This window comes from Paenibacillus sp. FSL H8-0122, from assembly GCF_038005345.1.
Classification (GTDB): Bacteria; Bacillota; Bacilli; order Paenibacillales; family Paenibacillaceae; genus Paenibacillus_AQ.
The window spans coordinates 6,292,906-6,308,528 of the sequence record NZ_JBBOTB010000001.1; the positions used below are offsets into that span (position 1 = coordinate 6,292,906).

15 protein-coding genes are annotated in these 15,623 nt (G+C 54.3%); 8 read left to right on the top strand and 7 right to left on the bottom strand.

The window, feature by feature from the left end; all coding sequences use genetic code 11:
• Positions 1 to 259 precede the first annotated feature (259 nt).
• On the top strand, positions 260 to 1,084 hold the full coding sequence (locus NSS64_RS26865) for a hypothetical protein (RefSeq protein ID WP_341142135.1): 825 nt from the start codon (positions 260 to 262) through the stop codon (positions 1,082 to 1,084).
• Between the two features lie 103 nt (positions 1,085 to 1,187).
• Positions 1,188 to 2,294, top strand: coding sequence for a glycosyltransferase family 4 protein (locus NSS64_RS26870; protein ID WP_341142136.1), 1,107 nt, complete (start codon positions 1,188 to 1,190; stop codon positions 2,292 to 2,294).
• 404 nt (positions 2,295 to 2,698) lie between these two features.
• Here NSS64_RS26870 and NSS64_RS26875 read toward each other — a convergent pair whose 3' ends face one another.
• Positions 2,699 to 3,940 carry a DUF445 domain-containing protein gene (locus tag NSS64_RS26875; RefSeq protein ID WP_341142137.1) on the bottom strand — a complete coding sequence of 414 codons (1,242 nt, stop codon included), beginning with the start codon at positions 3,938 to 3,940 and terminating at the stop codon, positions 2,699 to 2,701.
• 298 nt (positions 3,941 to 4,238) lie between these two features.
• Here NSS64_RS26875 and NSS64_RS26880 point away from each other — a divergent pair, with 298 nt between their 5' ends.
• Positions 4,239 to 5,108 carry a Cof-type HAD-IIB family hydrolase gene (locus tag NSS64_RS26880; RefSeq protein ID WP_341142138.1) on the top strand — a complete coding sequence of 290 codons (870 nt, stop codon included), beginning with the start codon at positions 4,239 to 4,241 and terminating at the stop codon, positions 5,106 to 5,108.
• A 37-nt stretch (positions 5,109 to 5,145) separates the two neighbouring features.
• Here NSS64_RS26880 and NSS64_RS26885 read toward each other — a convergent pair whose 3' ends face one another.
• Positions 5,146 to 5,271: a hypothetical protein gene (locus NSS64_RS26885; RefSeq protein ID WP_340945244.1), complete on the bottom strand. Its 126-nt coding sequence runs from the start codon at positions 5,269 to 5,271 to the stop codon at positions 5,146 to 5,148.
• 136 nt (positions 5,272 to 5,407) lie between these two features.
• Here NSS64_RS26885 and NSS64_RS26890 point away from each other — a divergent pair, with 136 nt between their 5' ends.
• The gene (locus tag NSS64_RS26890) at positions 5,408 to 5,878 is read left to right on the top strand and encodes an Imm30 family immunity protein (protein ID WP_340945246.1); all 471 of its coding nucleotides are present in this window, start codon (positions 5,408 to 5,410) and stop codon (positions 5,876 to 5,878) included.
• Positions 5,879 to 5,971: 93 nt separating this feature from the next.
• Complete coding sequence (locus tag NSS64_RS26895; RefSeq protein ID WP_341142139.1) at positions 5,972 to 8,305, top strand: UvrD-helicase domain-containing protein; 2,334 nt, start codon at positions 5,972 to 5,974, stop codon at positions 8,303 to 8,305.
• Between the two features lie 175 nt (positions 8,306 to 8,480).
• On the opposite strand, the gene NSS64_RS26900 is transcribed toward NSS64_RS26895, so the two are convergent.
• The 3 genes from NSS64_RS26900 to NSS64_RS26910 form a co-directional block, all read right to left on the bottom strand.
• Positions 8,481 to 9,065 carry a 50S ribosomal protein L25 gene (locus NSS64_RS26900; protein ID WP_341142140.1) on the bottom strand — a complete coding sequence of 195 codons (585 nt, stop codon included), beginning with the start codon at positions 9,063 to 9,065 and terminating at the stop codon, positions 8,481 to 8,483.
• A gap of 83 nt (positions 9,066 to 9,148) precedes the next feature.
• On the bottom strand, positions 9,149 to 10,096 hold the full coding sequence (locus tag NSS64_RS26905) for a DUF1861 family protein (RefSeq protein WP_340945253.1): 948 nt from the start codon (positions 10,094 to 10,096) through the stop codon (positions 9,149 to 9,151).
• Complete coding sequence (locus tag NSS64_RS26910) at positions 10,062 to 10,358, bottom strand: helix-turn-helix domain-containing protein (protein WP_211721882.1); 297 nt, start codon at positions 10,356 to 10,358, stop codon at positions 10,062 to 10,064. The genes NSS64_RS26905 and NSS64_RS26910 overlap by 35 nt, the downstream gene beginning before the upstream one ends.
• A 200-nt stretch (positions 10,359 to 10,558) precedes the next feature.
• On the opposite strand from NSS64_RS26910, the gene NSS64_RS26915 reads away from it, so the two are divergent.
• Genes NSS64_RS26915 through NSS64_RS26925 form a run of 3 tightly spaced genes read left to right on the top strand, consistent with a single transcriptional unit; the run spans position 10,559 to position 13,921 of the window.
• The gene (locus NSS64_RS26915) at positions 10,559 to 11,740 is read left to right on the top strand and encodes a glycosyltransferase family 4 protein (protein WP_341142141.1); all 1,182 of its coding nucleotides are present in this window, start codon (positions 10,559 to 10,561) and stop codon (positions 11,738 to 11,740) included.
• Positions 11,740 to 12,846 (top strand): glycosyltransferase, encoded by a 1,107-nt coding sequence (locus NSS64_RS26920; RefSeq protein ID WP_341142142.1) that lies wholly within the window; start codon positions 11,740 to 11,742, stop codon positions 12,844 to 12,846. Before NSS64_RS26915 ends, NSS64_RS26920 begins: the two co-directional genes overlap by 1 nt.
• Positions 12,839 to 13,921, top strand: a complete 1,083-nt coding sequence (locus NSS64_RS26925) for a mannose-1-phosphate guanylyltransferase (protein ID WP_341142143.1) — start codon at positions 12,839 to 12,841, stop codon at positions 13,919 to 13,921. The genes NSS64_RS26920 and NSS64_RS26925 overlap by 8 nt, the downstream gene beginning before the upstream one ends.
• 139 nt (positions 13,922 to 14,060) lie before the next feature.
• Here NSS64_RS26925 and NSS64_RS26930 read toward each other — a convergent pair whose 3' ends face one another.
• Positions 14,061 to 14,297 carry a DUF6953 family protein gene (locus tag NSS64_RS26930; RefSeq protein ID WP_039300082.1) on the bottom strand — a complete coding sequence of 79 codons (237 nt, stop codon included), beginning with the start codon at positions 14,295 to 14,297 and terminating at the stop codon, positions 14,061 to 14,063.
• A gap of 114 nt (positions 14,298 to 14,411) precedes the next feature.
• Positions 14,412 to 15,533 (bottom strand): TolB family protein, encoded by a 1,122-nt coding sequence (locus tag NSS64_RS26935; protein ID WP_341142144.1) that lies wholly within the window; start codon positions 15,531 to 15,533, stop codon positions 14,412 to 14,414.
• Between the last annotated feature and the right edge of the window lie 90 nt (positions 15,534 to 15,623).

A 15,623-nucleotide genomic window follows, 5' to 3' on the forward strand; every position in this document is an offset into this window, starting at 1 on the left:
CCCTCTGTTGTGCTTCCCTTGACGTTCTTCCTTCACAGTATACGATAAGACCGTCACGGAATGAAATGAAGGCCTCCCCCTTGATTCACATAAGTTAAAATTGATAATATTGACAAAATTAAGATATTATATCTATAATAAAAAGCAAAACTATCTTCGTGACTCATTACGCCGGAAGCACCCGTAATAGAGGCCTGTTGGCCTTTACTGCGGGTGCTTTCTTTGTGCTGCGGGACATGAAGACAAGCGGAGGAATGTAATGAATAATCTGTACAAGCCCAGTTGTCTGCTGCTATCCCTCTTGATTGCCCTCGCCCTCAGCTTCCCGGCCGGTCCGGCTTCGGCAGCGGCAACGGTGATTACCTCATCGGTTCAGGCTTCCTTTGATCTGACTGCTGCTAAGGCAGACAGCACTGCCCGCGCCCGGATGAAGAGCCAGTTCACTGAGCTGACCGTCCTGTCTGCCGGGTATGACAGCCGGGAGGTGCAGATCAGGACGCTTCATGATCAGAATACAGAGGCGCTGAATGCAGTCCGGGAGTCCATCAAGAATATAGACCAGGCCTCCATCACCAAGCTGAGCACCGCCGTCAGCAGTGCCAAGCAGCGTTATCAGCCGCTGTTCGATCAATACAGCGCGCTGAACAAGCGGATCTCCCTGCTCAAGGGACTGAAGGACAAGACGCTGAACTCCGTCCTGAAGGCCCAGTCGGAAGCCATGAAGCTGCTGGTCCAAATGGCCCGCCAGGAGATCCGCGACAAGGAAGCGCTGCTCAAGGCCGCCAAGGATACCCGTACCCGCCGGATGGCCGCTGCCCGCAAGACCCTGGCGGGCATTGACAGACCGCAAAGCTTAATCAAATCACAGAAAAGCGCAGTCTCTGCACTGAACAAGCGGCTAACGGCAGACTGGAGCGACTTCAAGGCGGCCATCCGCAAGCAGAATCCGGCTCTCACCGGACAATCCTTATCCTCTATGATCTCCGGGTACAAGCAGATCGCGGCGGGGAAGCTGAAGATCCTGGAGTATGAGCAGACGATTGCCGGAGTTATTGCCGCCACCCTTAGACAGACAGGCAGCTAAGCCGCAGACGACGCCCACTACTTACTCCTGTGTCTTCTGCACGCCTGAACGCATATGTTAGGTTAAGAACCCTATCTACTATGCAACGGGAGGAGCAGCCACAATGCACATCTGCATGATTGCACCGGAGCAGTTCACGGTTCCCGGGGACGGCTCTGTAGAGATTTGCATCTGGAATATCGCCCGGCGGCTGGCCAAGAGACATAAGGTAACCATCGTAAGCCGCAGAGCCGCAGAGCTTCCTGACACGGATGAGCTCGAGCAGGTCCAGTTCATCCGGCTGCCCTCAGGCACCCCTTCCCGGTACCGCAGCTCCGTTCTTATGTTCCTGGAAGCAGCCGAGCCGTTCGATCTCATCCAGATCGATAACCGGCCGCGGCTCGTAGCTGCTGTGAAGCGGCAGCACCCCGGCACTCCGGTGCTGGCATTCCTTCACTCTCTAACGTTCGTGCCGCAGGAGCCCGGTATCGCCCGCAGCCTGGCCCTGGCCGATGCCGTCACGGCCAACAGCAGCTCCCTGGAGCAGCGGCTTATCCGGAGGTTCCCAGGCATCCGCAGCAAGCTTCGCGTGGTTCCCCTGGGAGCAGACCTGTCACGCTTCACCCCGGCATCAACGCAGGAGAAGATGCGTCTGCGCACGGTGTATGGCCTTGGTCCCGGCTTCACGCTCCTGTTCGTAGGCCGGGTCATTCCGCGCAAGGGGATACCCGTGCTGCTCCGGGCCATGCACCGCCTGAACCGGCATATGCCTGCCCGGCTGCTGATCGCAGGCAGGGGGAAGCCGGCGTATCTCCGGCAGCTGAGAGCCCTTGCCCGGCGGCTGGGTGTACAGGTAGCCTTTCTTGGAAATATCCCCCATAAGGATATCCACAGTCTGTACCAGGCTGCCGACTGCTTGATCTGCCCCTCCCAGCAGCATGAATCCTTCGGGCTGGTGAATGTGGAGGCTATGGCCTCGGGACTGCCGGTGATCGCCTCCAGCAACGGCGGAATCCGGGAGATTATCGATTCGGGTCATAACGGCTATCTGGTGAAGCAGTACAGGAACCCCGCTGCTTTTGCCAGCCGTATGCTGCAGATCGGCCGCAATCCTGAGCTTGCCGCAAGGATCGGACTGCAGGGAAGAAGCGATACGCTGCATATGTATGAATGGCAGCATACCGCAGAGCTGCTGGAGAATATTTATCTGAAGCTGGTGCCTTCACGTTAACCAGGGGGAAGCTTTCTTCTTGAGGGCTCCTCCGGTTAACGAAGGGCACAACGCTTAACCTTGAAATACTTTCCTGGAGGGCGGACAGCACCGGACTGTATGTCCGGTCAGGATGCGACAATGTGTAATACGAATTTGGTGATCCTTCTCGCAGGATGCAGCCGGAGTTCATAATACACTACACGTGTAAGCGTTACCATTAAACAAATGCACTATACAGTAAGCCACCGAGATATGGGCAACCCCCTACAACCTATTATTCGCTGTAGAAAGGGTTCATCGTTATGTTAATGATCAAGTCTCTTGCTTATGAAAGAGGCAGCAAAGCCTCCTCCCGGTCTCCGTCTTCACGGACGGCCCGGAGGCTGCCTTGCTGCCTCTATGAATTCTTGGTCTTGCGATGATCAGATCAGCTGAATCACGGTAAGCCCCAGCCCGACCACAAAGCCGCAGACGGCACCGTTGACACGAATCCACTGCAGATCCTTGCCGACCTTCTCCTCCAGCATATTGACCAGAGCGGCATCGTCCATCTGATCCAGGTTCTCCTTGACCAGTTGCCCGATCCGGTAATGATTAGCTTCCACGAAAGAGATCAGTGTACCGTGAATCCGGTCCTCTGATGTCTGAATCCATTCCTTCTCCTGGCTAACCCGCCGGACAAGTAGGGCATATAGCGAGAACAGCCTGCGGCCTCCCCGGCCCCGGTCCTCTTCCAGCAGCGTAACCGCCTTGCCGCGCAGCCCTTGCAGCTGCTGTAGTACAAATGCGGCGGCCGCTTCCCCTTGAAGCTCATTCAGCGCCCAATTCTTCAGCGAGGCAATCCGTGCTTCATCGCTCAGCAGCTGGAACAGAGCCACCCGGATCTCCCGGATGACTTCCTCCCGGTAGGGGCTATCTTCTTCCTTAAAGTCACGGATCGTAGACTGCACCATACCCTGGAGCATTTCCCCCAGCATATCGGCATCCACGAACCCGACGAAGGCCTGGAAGGCCATGCCTTTAAGCCCCCCAAGCTTCACCTCGGCCAGCTTCTCACTGGCGATCTTGCCCAGCATGGCCCGCGTCTCCGGACGCCCGCTCCAGGCGGAGATCCCCTCCAGCGCAAAATCAAGAGCGGCAATATCCTTGCCCTCATTCATCAAGCTGGTGGCAATGGTGTCTGCGGCAACTCCGAGCTTAGCTTCGCGCAGGTAGCTTGCCGCTGCCGATTGAATATACGGAACGGCCTGCTCTACCGGAAGCCGCAGTACGAAGCCCTTCAGCTGCTCCAGCACTTCCTGCCGCGCTTTCTTTCTGGAGAAGAACCGGGTCAGTACGGTGGCTCCGAGCGAGATTATATTGAACGTGCGCAGCTTATTCTCAATGCTCTCCTTATTCAGCAGTTCATTCTCCATCGCAGAGATCAGAGACTGGATCAGCTTATCCCGGTTCTTCAGCAGCAGCGAGGTATGCGGAATTCTAAGGCCCAGCGGATGGCGGAACAGCGCCGTCACGGCAAACCAGTCGGCTATTCCTCCGACCAGCCCTGCCTCGAAGCCCCCTCTCAGCAGAATAACTGCCAGATTCTCCGGCAGAAACAACGTGAACAGAAAGCCGCAGGCCATAATGGCCAGAGAGATCGTAGCTAAATTTCTGGATTTCATCAGTATCTTTTCCCCCTTACATAGCGACCCCAAGCCGCTTGCACCCCGGGCATCGTCCCATTCGCATTCAGCAGACGAACCAGGCAGTCACGCTCTAGGTCTGCCTTTCATTGTACCACGTGAGCACACTTTTCTGAAAATCCGTCACGCTGCATGCAGCGGCCAATCTATACTGCAATCTTATAGATGAACACTTTAATTTTTTAGTTTCCCGATAAATAATGATAAAATACAGGCATAGCATACGCACCCTTACAGGGAAACCTACAATAAATAGATAGAACAGGAGATCAATCTCATGCTTATTGCACTGGATATGGACGGAACACTGCTCAATGCGGAGGGCGAAATCAGCAGGGAGAACAAAGAGGCTATTCTTCACGCACAGCGTCTGGGGCATATCGTGATTATTGCTACAGGCCGGTCCTATATGGACGCTGAGCGGCAGCTGCGGCTGGCTGATCTGGAGTGCCCTGTGGTGAGTCTTAACGGTGCTGTGATTACGCTTGCTGACCGGACGGTGGCGGCAAGCACTCCGCTGAATAAAGAGGATATTATCCCCGCACTGCGCTGGATGAATGAAGTTCCTGAATTGTACTACGAGGTATACACAGAGGATAACGTATATGTAGAGCTGGACAAGCGGGTACAGCTGGAAAAGCTGGCTACTCATAAGGACACTGAGGTTCCTGAGGAATTGGCTTGGCTGCTACAGGCGATGGTTGATCAGCAGTTCCAGCAGGCAGCGGTAACCTATGTGGAGAAGATGGAGGACGTCTGGAGCAAGGAAGAGAATCTGATCTATAAGACCCTGGTCTTCTCTCTGAACCGTGAGCTGCTGAAGGAAGCCTCTGTGCGGTTCGCCGCCATTCCCGGACTGATTATTACCGCATCGCATGTCAACAATATCGAGATCAATCATAAGGAAGCGAATAAGGGCGCCGGTGTAAGCAGGCTCGCTGCCCACTACGGGATTCCTGCGGAGCAAGTGGCGGTCATGGGCGACAGCTACAATGATCTGCCTATGTTCGAGATGGCAGGGTACAAGATTGCCATGGAGAATGCCGCATCCGTTCTGAAGCAGACCGCCGACTTCATTACATCAAGTAATACGGAGAATGGTGTAGCGGCAGGACTGCGGCATCTTCTGGATAAGGAACAAGCGTAGCGACAGCAAAACAGCCTTCCAATGAAGGCTGTTCCTGTTAGCGGCGGTCGGTTCCCGAGCGCCGAAAGCATAATAATGAGATGGCGCCCAGGTTGACTGCCAGATATAGAATGAGCGTCAACCGTTCGGCATTGGTTAATTCCATCAGAACCGGAATAAACATGATATCCCTCCATACCTCACTTCTACTTGTACATCTGTTATAATCAGCTAGTCCTTTGTCCAATATATTATCCTCATCTGTCAAAAAATGGACTTTATGATAAATGGCGTTATTTCCTGCTGGGAGGAGTTATTCTATGAACCACCTATACCCCGGGATTGCCCGGTTATATGAGAACCGGCTGCTGCGCACCGAGCTGGAATGCGAGCAGTTCGATCTGGCACTGGAGGGTCTGGCCGGTGATACGGAGGATGCCGTCATTCACCAGATTTTCAAAGTATTCGACGATGATACGGAGCAGGAAGAGGTGATGTTCAGCCTTGTTCATTTTGTAGAGAGTGTCCAGATGGAGATGTACCTCACCCAGCTGCTGGAGTCGCTGCCCGAGATGCTGGAGCATGCCCGCAACTGGGCGATTGTGCTGAATCAACGAATTCTCCAGGACGACCGCTACCGCAAGGATTACGCTGAGATCGCTGTGCGCATGCCGCCAAGAATACGGCAGTGTCTGGCCTTCCTGCTGGAGGAGATCAAGGAGGATCAGCCCCGGCTATACGAGCGCAGGGTGAATTCCATTCTCGCCAAGCTGAATGCATCCGGGAGATAGCCCCGTGCAGAAAAGAGTGCGGAATGGTATAGTGTATACTGGCCAAAATTGCATGGCTGATCACGCATTCAGAAACAAACAAAGGTGAACTTAATGAACAAGCTTATATACCATAATATCCCGCTGGGAGCCAGCGGTGAGCATATACCCCAGGCGGAGGTAGCCTCAGCCCGGACAAGCCGGGAGACGGTACAGCCGGGGGACAGCGATGCCGCTTATTTCAGGCGGCTGGAGGCCGGCGGTATTCTGCTCAATCCTCCGCAGATCTCAGCGGTGCGGCATCATCTCGGACCGCTGCTGACGCTGGCGGGAGCGGGCTCCGGCAAAACCTCGGTGCTGATCTGCAGAACCGGGTATTTGCTGTCTGTGCGCGGCATCGCCCCCGGACGCCTGCTGCTGCTGACCTTCTCCAGTAAGGCAGCAGCAGAGATGCGCGGGCGGATCGCCCTGCTGCCCGGGGTGAACGAGGGGGATGCTGCGCGCCTGCAGGCGCGTACGTTCCACTCGTTCTTTCTATATTTCCTGCGGCGGCAAGGGCTGCGGCAGGATATTTTCCACGAGACCCGCCGCCAGCATATTCTGCTGAAGCAGATTATGCGCGAGCTGGGGCTGCCGAAGGATGCCTATCCGCCGGAGAATCTGCTCAGTCTGCTCTCCGCCTGCAAGATGAACATGGGCTTGCCGGGGCAGCTGCCGGAGACGACCGAGGCTGAGAAGGAGATGAAGGCCATCCTGGCGCTCTATGAGCAGTGGAAGACCGATCATTTCAAGATCGATTTCGACGATGTCCTGCTGCTCGCCTACCAGATGCTCCGGGAACAGCCGGCACTGCTGCGGGAGCTGCAGCAGCAGTATCAATATGTGATGGTTGATGAGTTCCAGGATACGAATGCGCTGCAATATGAGCTGGTGAAGATGGTTGCTGCTCCGCAGGATAATCTGATGGTGGTCGGCGACGATGACCAGACGATCTATTCCTTCAACGGGGCCCGCAGCGAGTTCATCCTGGAGTTCGAGAAGCTGTATCCGCAGGCCAAGGTGATCACGCTGGATATCAACTACCGGTCCGGTCCGGCGATCATCGGGCTGGGCAACGGCATCATCCGCCATAACTCACGGCGACGCGCCAAGACGCTGCAGGCGTTCCGCAGCAACGGCCTGCCGCCCCGTTATCTGCGTCCGCAGACAGCAGATGACGAGGCTGGACAGATTGTGGAGCATATTGAGCGTGAAACTCAGAGCGGAGCCAGGGAATACCGTGATTTCGCCCTGTTATACCGCGCAACAAGCAGCAACCGGGCGGTACTGGAGCTGCTGCTGCTGCGCGATATTCCTTATATTGATTACGGAGAAGGCCAGCTGCTCTATGAGCATTGGCTGATCTCTCCAGTGCTGGATCACCTGCGCCTGTCGGTTAACCGCAGGGACTTCGCCGCCATGGAGAATATTCTGCCGACGCTGTACATGAGCCGGGACAAGGGTATGGAGCATATCCGGCGCATGGAGGCGGTACAGGCGAAGCAGGGCCCGCTTATTCATCTGCTGTCCATGCCGGGCATGGAGGATTTCAAGGGCGTCAAGCTGCGCGAGCGGCTGGACCTGATCCGCGGCCTGCGGGAGCTGACGCCGGTGCAGGCGATCCGCCAGATCCGCACGGTATTCTATGATTATTTCATCGAAGGCAGCGAGCGCCATCAGGCTACGCTGCACCGGGAGACGCTGAAGGAAATGCTGGATGAGCTGGAAGCATCGGCGGAGCGGTTCGCTACAATTCCGCTGTTCCTCGAATTCATCGACAACGTAACGGAGCGTAACGAGCAGAACCGGCAGCCGGGGCTGAAGGAGCAAGGCAACCGGGTTACGCTGATGACCATCCACAAATCCAAGGGGCTGGAGTTCCCCGTCGTCTTCCTGATCGGAGCCTCAGAGGGAATTCTGCCTCATAGCTCCGCTCTGGAGGAGGACCGTGCAAAGGACCGCAAGCCAGCGAAGGCCTCGGTCAAGGTGATCAGCACGGCTGCCGCAAGAGCCGCAGCCGAAGCGGGCATTGCCGCATTGGAGGAGGAGCGCCGGCTCGCCTACGTGGCCGTTACCCGGGCCAAGGAGGAGCTGTTCATCAGCTCGCCTGCAAGGCATCGGGGCAAGAAAGCGGAGGTCTCGCGCTTCATGCTCGCGGCCTTCCGTTCGGCAGCCCGCCCGCATACATCAGCTCCGGCCGCCGGAGTCAGAACGCCTGTTACCCGCAGCAGCGCTACGGGTTCATCCGCAGTCAGAACACACACCGTCCCGGTCTGGACATGCACCGGCAAGGCCTGTAAGGGCTGGACCCGGATGAAGGCGGGCGGCGCCGAGGATCACCTGGCCTCGAAGCCCTGTCCGCTCTGCAGCGCCCCGATGAGCCAGAGCAGCCGGGAAGTCCCGGTGTAAGCGAATATTCGGCTGCCGTTTCGGCGAGAAATAGCAGGATAATGTATAGCGTGAAGCATATAAATTCTTATAATTCAACAAAAAGCCCCTTCCAGCAGACGTAACCGGAGTCATGATATCCTCATGAATTCCGAATACGTTCTGCCCGAAGGGGCTATTATTCGCTAATCTGTATTTAAGCCGGAGTAACTACTACCGGTTCTTCAACTTCTTCATGTACAGTCTTGATCTGAATCATGACAGTACTTGGATCGGTCAGCACTTCAATTCCATCCTTGAAGATCAGATCCGACACCAGTAATTGGTCGCCGATGGCCAGGCCGCTGATATCCACTTCCATGGAAGTAGGCAGATCGCCCGGCATACAGCGGACCTCTACTTCATAGATTTCCACCTGCAGTACGCCGCCTTCTTTGACGCCAACAGCTTCGCCTGCAAAATGAATGGTCACCTTGCTGTCCATGCTGATGCTCATGTTCACATGCTGAAAATCGATATGCAGCACTTTACCGGACATCGACTGCTTCTGAATGTGCTGAACCACTACCGGAAGGGTCGTTCCATCTGCCAGCTTCGCCTGTAGAATTGCCCGCGGATTCGTTCTCAGCATCTCCAGCAGTTCCTTCTCGTTCACTTCAAGACTGAGTGTATCTTTACCAATGCCGTACAGTACAGCCGGGATGCGGCCCTGCTTTCTTGCCACATTCAGGTTGGACTTTGTTTCCGATGTACGATTGTTTAGTTGAATGAATATACCCATTGCTTGGTTCCCGCTCTCTTTGACCATAAATTCTTGTCAAACAAAGTGTACCATGACCATAGAATCTAGTCAAACCAGTAACATCACACTTCATATTCGGCAAAAGGATCAGGAAGCTCAATTCTGTAGGCTTCTGCATCGCTGACGCCTACAGACAACACCGCCCGGCCGGCCGTCCCGCGTACCAGTCCGCCGCTGAAGATCACATCCTGCAGATCAGGCCGTTTACCCGGGCCGACCGGAAAATCGCTGCGGGCCGCAATGATTTTGACCGGAGTTGTCTCGAAGGTGTCCGGATTGAGCGAGAAGACCATAGCGTAATAATGCTTCTTCCCCAGAGGGTCGAAGCAGGCAATATGTCCAAGTACCCCCACATGGCCATTCTTAAGCAGATGGGCTTCATTGGCTCCGCCCCACTCTTCCGGCACGAACTGATGCTGCAGAATCTCCGCCTCCAGGAAGGTCTGTTCATGCAGCTCCTCCAGTGAATCAATAATGGTGAAGCCAATCTGTCCTCTGCCGCCCCGGTCTCCCTGCGGTCTGGTCAGTACGCCGATTCTGCCATCCTGAAGCTCAATCAGCCGGATATCCTTCATCAGCTCCGGACCGGAGGAGAAGTGGTGCAGCGAGTCGATCCGGTATCCCCGGTAGAACTGGGTAACCCAGGAGACTATCTTGGGCGGCTTATCCCCAGCCGTAATCACCTCAACTCCGCCGACAATCAATTCTCCTTTGACGCGGGTTACGCAAGGGTCCTGCAGATTATAGGTATGGGTATGCGCACGGGGAACCCATACACCATCCTCGCCGGATGTAAAAAAGAAGACTTGAGAGAACTCGCTATCCCGTTCCTCAACTCTTCCCAAGATCACTTCCTCCCCGTCATGCAGAAACGGAGCCGTTATATTGTAGACATCACGCCCGCCCACACCGGAGAAGACTAGCTTCTCCACGTGCACGGTACGGAGATTGGCATAAAAGGTATCCAGTAGTTCATTACAGGTTGCTGTCTTCGCCGGGCTCCTTGTCATTGCCTTCCTCCTCGTATTCATTTGTCTTATCTATGTCCCAGTCATTCTCATCGGATTCCATCCGGATCAATTCTCCGGGCTGAATATTGAAATACGTACACAGCTTCAGCAGCAGATCCCGGGGATACTGTACCATCTCGTCTTTGTACATCCGCCGGACGGAATCGAAATGGTAATTAATGTCCTTCGCTAGCTTGCGAATCGATAATTTCGGGTCATGCTTCTCCATAACCTCACTCAATTTACTGCGTATGACTGGCATCCATACACCTCCTACATCACTATATCCGGTGATTTCAAGGGAGTCAATAAATTGACAAGATTAAATGGTCATGTTATAGTTGCAACAGGAAATGATTTGCAGAAAAAAATTTTATACCACTCATCTCCGGAAAATAAAGCCCGCTTTATTTTCTTTTTTTGTCCCCAAAAGTTCGATAATCAATAGGGAGGCTTTCTATTATGAACCACAGCAACCGCAATAAAAACATTGTTTTCCTGTCCACCAGCCTGCCTAGAGAATGCGGAATTGCTACCTTCACCCAGGATCTGCTGGATGAATTCACGAAGCTTCAGGGCTTCAACAAACCGCGCATCATCGCCATGAATAACAACGGGAACTACCGTTACACGGATCAGGTCATGCGGGAAATTAACCAACATCAGCTATCCGATTATATAGAATCAGCCAGAGACATCAACCAGTCAGATACCGATCTGCTAGTCATTCAGCATGAATTCGGCATCTATGGGGGAGAGAGCGGCGAATATCTGCTGCAGTTCACAGAAGAGCTTCAGGTCCCTTACGTGGTTATCTTCCACACTGTCTTAACCAAGCCTACTCCCAAGCAGCATGAGATCATCTCCCGCCTCGCCGAAGGAAGCGTCAAGGTGGTGACCATGGCCCAGTCCACAGTAGAGGATCTGATCTCTGTCTATCATATTAATGCCGCCAAAATAGCTTTCATTCATCACGGCGTTCCGTTTGTCCAGACCTCCACACGTGCAGAGCTGAAGCTCCAGTACAAGTTCGGCGAACGCAAAATCCTCTCGACCTTTGGCTTCCTGAGTCCCGGCAAGGGCATTGAATATGCCATTGAGGCTATGAGCGGAGTAGTGAAGCAGCATCCGGACGCGCTATATATTATCTGGGGCAAGACCCATCCGGTCGTCAAACAGGAGATAGGTGAAGTATACCGTCAAAAGCTGACCGATCTGGTGCATGAATTAGACCTGGTCAATAATGTGCTGTTCGTCGACAAGCTGCTGACCCAGGAAGAGGTCATCGAGTCCCTGGTGATGTCCGATATTTATATGACTCCTTATCTGGGCAAGGATCAGGCCGTCAGCGGCACGCTTGCTTACGGCGTCGGCTATGGCAGAGTGATTATCTCCACTCCTTACCGCTATGCCGAAGAGATGCTTGCCGGAGGCCGCGGCCTGCTGGCGAATTTCCGTGATTCGGCTTCCCTCGAAGCCTGTATTCTGGAGCTGCTGGATGATCCGGCCAAGGTTAAGGATATGGAGCAGCGTACACAGGAGCTTGGCAGTACGATGATGTGGAGTGAGGTTGCGAAGACCTACGCGGCCATCTTTCAGGATCTCCTAGCCCTCCGCGCCCCGGCTGACCGGAGTGTGATTTAATGCAGACACCTATAGCGTCACAGTTCAGAACTGACTATATGCGCCGGATCACCGATGATACAGGAATCTTTCAGCATACAAAATTCGGCGTGCCCGACCGTGCCAAAGGCTACACCACCGATGACAATGCTCGGGCTTTAATCGCAGCTGTGCTGATGTACAAAAAGACTCAGGACAACGCCTCCCTCGACCTGATCCATACGTACCTCTCTTTCGTCCACCATGCACAGACTGAAGAAGGCAACTTCCGGAATTTCATGGACTATAACCGTTCCTTCCTGGAAGAGCGCGGCTCTGAGGATTGCCAGGGGCGTACCCTCTGGGCGCTGGGCTTCGTACTCGCCTATTCTTCCATTCTGCCGGATAACCTGCTGAATACCTGCCGCTATCTGATCAACCAGGCGCTGCCGCATATCGGCGGAATGCGCTCTCCCCGGGCCTTGGCCTATGCCGTTGTCGGACTTAGCTACCTGCTCAAAACTCCCGGAGCACGCACTTACTCCTTCCCTTATCCGCATACACCAAGCACAGAAGAAGAACAGGCCTTCCTGCCTGAAGCCTTCATCACAGAACTTATTGAATCTGTTGCCGTCCGGCTGAATGACCAATACAATCTCACCAAGGGCGAAGGCTGGAACTGGTATGAAGACAGTCTTACGTATGGTAACTCGATGCTGCCCTGGGCGCTGCTTAAGGCTTACAAGATTTCCGGCAATCCGGCGCTGAGAATCACGGCTAAGGAAAGCCTCGATTTCCTGATCTCCCGGACCTTCGCGCCGGAAGGCTATTACAAGCCCATTGGCAGCCACGGCTGGCTGCTGCGCGGCGGCAGCCCTGCGTTATATGATGAACAGCCCATTGAAGCCTGCGAAATGCTGCTGGCCTGCGAGGAAGCGGCCGTTGTGCTGAAGGACCCGGCTTATCTGCAGCGGGCTGACCTGTGCTACGCCTGGTATACAGGGAATAATTCCTTGCAGATCTCCCTGATTGACCCCCAGACCGGGGCTTGCTACGACGGGATTCACAGCTCGGGACTGAACCTCAATCAGGGATCGGAGAGCATCATCTCCTTCTCGATTGCCCATCTGGTGACTCATCATGGATAAATACGCAACGATACTTGCAGGCGGTGGCGGCACCCGCTTCTGGCCGCTGTCCAGACAGGAAATCCCCAAGCAGCTGCTGAACATCAGCGGCAACGATATTATGCTGAACGATACCATCGAACGCTTCAAGGGCATCATCCCGCAGGAGAATACCGTTATTGTAACGAACCGCACCCAGGCGGTCCTGCTGGAGAGCATTATGCACAGTAGCGTGCAGAAGAGCAATATTCTGATCGAGCCTGTGGCTAGGAATACTTCAGCAAGCATCCTGTTCGCCGCCTTCTCCATCCAGCAGATGAGTGAAGGGGATTCCTTAATGGTGGTCCTGCCTTCCGACCACTATATTACCGATGAGCCGCAGTTCCGGCTTACGCTGGACGAAGCCTGCACTGTCGCGATGGAGAGTGATGCCATTGTCACGATCGGGATCAAACCGACCTTCCCGTCCACCGGCTACGGCTACATCGCTTATGACAAAGAGCCCATCGCAGTCAAGCCGGTTGCCGTATACGATGTAGCTGAATTCGTGGAGAAGCCGGATTTCAAGAAGGCACAGGGGTATCTGGCCTCAGGCAATTATCTCTGGAACAGCGGGATTTTCATCTGGAAGACCTCGGTCATTATTGATAACTTCAAGCGCTATCTGCCGCGGCTGTACAATACGATGCTGCCGATCAGTGAAGCGCTCGGTACAGATCAGGAGCAGGAGACCCTTAACCGGATCTATCCGCTGCTGCAGAATATCTCGATTGATTACGGAATACTCGAACGTTCTGATGAGGTGGTAGTGCTGTCCGGCCAGTTCGGCTGGAATGACATCGGCAGCTGGGACGCACTCGGGGCCATCTTCCCGCCTGACGATGAAGGCAACATTATCAAAGCGAATCATGTCGGCATCGACACCCGCAATTCCATCATCTACGGCAACGGGCGGCTGATCACCACCATCGGCGTAGACGGCTTCATCATCGCTGACACGGGGGATGCAGTCATGATCTGTCCCAAGGATAAAGCACAGTCGGTGAAGGATATTGTGGATCTGCTGAAGGAAAAGGGAATGCTGGAGTACGTATAAGATTTGTTGCCCCTACAATGAAGAACTCTTATTAAGTGCTGCAGACATAAATATTGTACGTCTTTGCATACAAAAGGGAGCGCCGCTGTTATCAGCAACGCTCCCTTTGTTATGTTCAGGTCTTATTGTGAGCTCATCCTCAGGTCCAGGCCCACAAGAATCCGTCGCGGTCCCAGGCGATTCTGCCGCCATGCAGCTTGCGGAAGGCCTTCTTCACTTCCTTGGATAACGAGGCATTGCCGTTCTCATTCACGAATACAAACTGTTCACCGAAGTTTGCCTTCACGTATTCAATCGCAGCGGTTTGGTGTAACGTCCCTGTGAACTTGATCTCCTTCACCATCCACTCCGCCACTTCCTGTGCGGTTACTTCCATTGGGGGTACTGCTCCTTCCTGTTCATCCTGCTTGCTCATTCCCCCATTGTACCACGAATCCCGCCAGTCGATTCCGCCATTCCAGCGTCCTTTAGCTTTTGGCGAATAAAATAGCTACGACAGGCTAACCACATAAGTCAGAAACTGATAAATATTATCCTTCAGAACCGTAGCTGTGGCCAGCAGCTTCTTACCGGACGGACTCCAGTGAAGAGGATCAGCCAGATGAAAATCATTCAGCACAGGCGTCTGCTCTCCGGTCTCCACCTCCGTAATGAACAGGTCCTGCTGGTCATCCGTCGCACCCGCCGCCGTCACTGCATAAGCCAGCAGCTTGCCGTCCGGCGACCAGCTGGTGCCGAAGATCTGCTGCCCCGAAGCTAGCTTAGATTGCTCATTGCCTTCGCTGTCGCAGAGCTGCAGAGTCATCTCTCCGCGTCCGACACGCTCGACAATCGCCATCTGACTTCCGTCCGGGGAGGGAACCGCCCAGATCACATTTTTACGCAGCATCTTGGTCTGCTTCGTCACCGTGTCATAGGCGCTAAGCTGGCTGTCTTCACCTGTAACATAGAGAATCCGGCTGCCGGTCTGAACCACCTCATGCACATAAGGGATGCCCGTCTTCACGAGGGTCTCCTGCTTGCCGGTCACATCTGCGCTTAGAATATTGCCTTCCATATCGGGAAAAATCACATGCGTGTCATCCGCCCATTTCCCTTCCTCCACCCGAAACTCCGCATCGCTTACCTTCACCGGGGCGCCCCCGGACAGATCCATAATATAACCGAAGCCTGTGATGTCATACAGCTCCTTGAAGAATACATGCGTCTTGTCCGGAGATAGCTGCGGCGCGCCATAATTCAGCTCCCCCGTCTGCAGCGGAGCTTCCTCACCTGTGGACAGGGTATGCAGATAGAGATTCAGCGGATACCGTTCCTGCCCTTCAATCACCTGCGAGGGAAGACTGCGGTTCTCCTTGGTCACTACCATGACATCCTCGCCGGCAAAATCCGTCCCCCGTACACCCTCCACCTTCTGTATGCCCGCAAGCTTCAGCTTCGTATAGACCGGTTCGCTGACATTGTCGAGGACTGTAATTTTGCTGCCTGCCTTCTCTACAACCTCACGTGTGTCTGTGTTCTCAGTACTACAGGCAGTAACCGATAGCAGAACAGCTCCGCAGAGCAGAATGCTCCAGATCTTGCCCCAGGCTCTATGGCTCTTATGATTCATTCAGGCTTCCCTCCAGCTCATCGCTCATGTTGCCTCTTCAGCTTACCGGACGCTTATTTCCAAACCGCATCGCAAATATATCTAACTTGT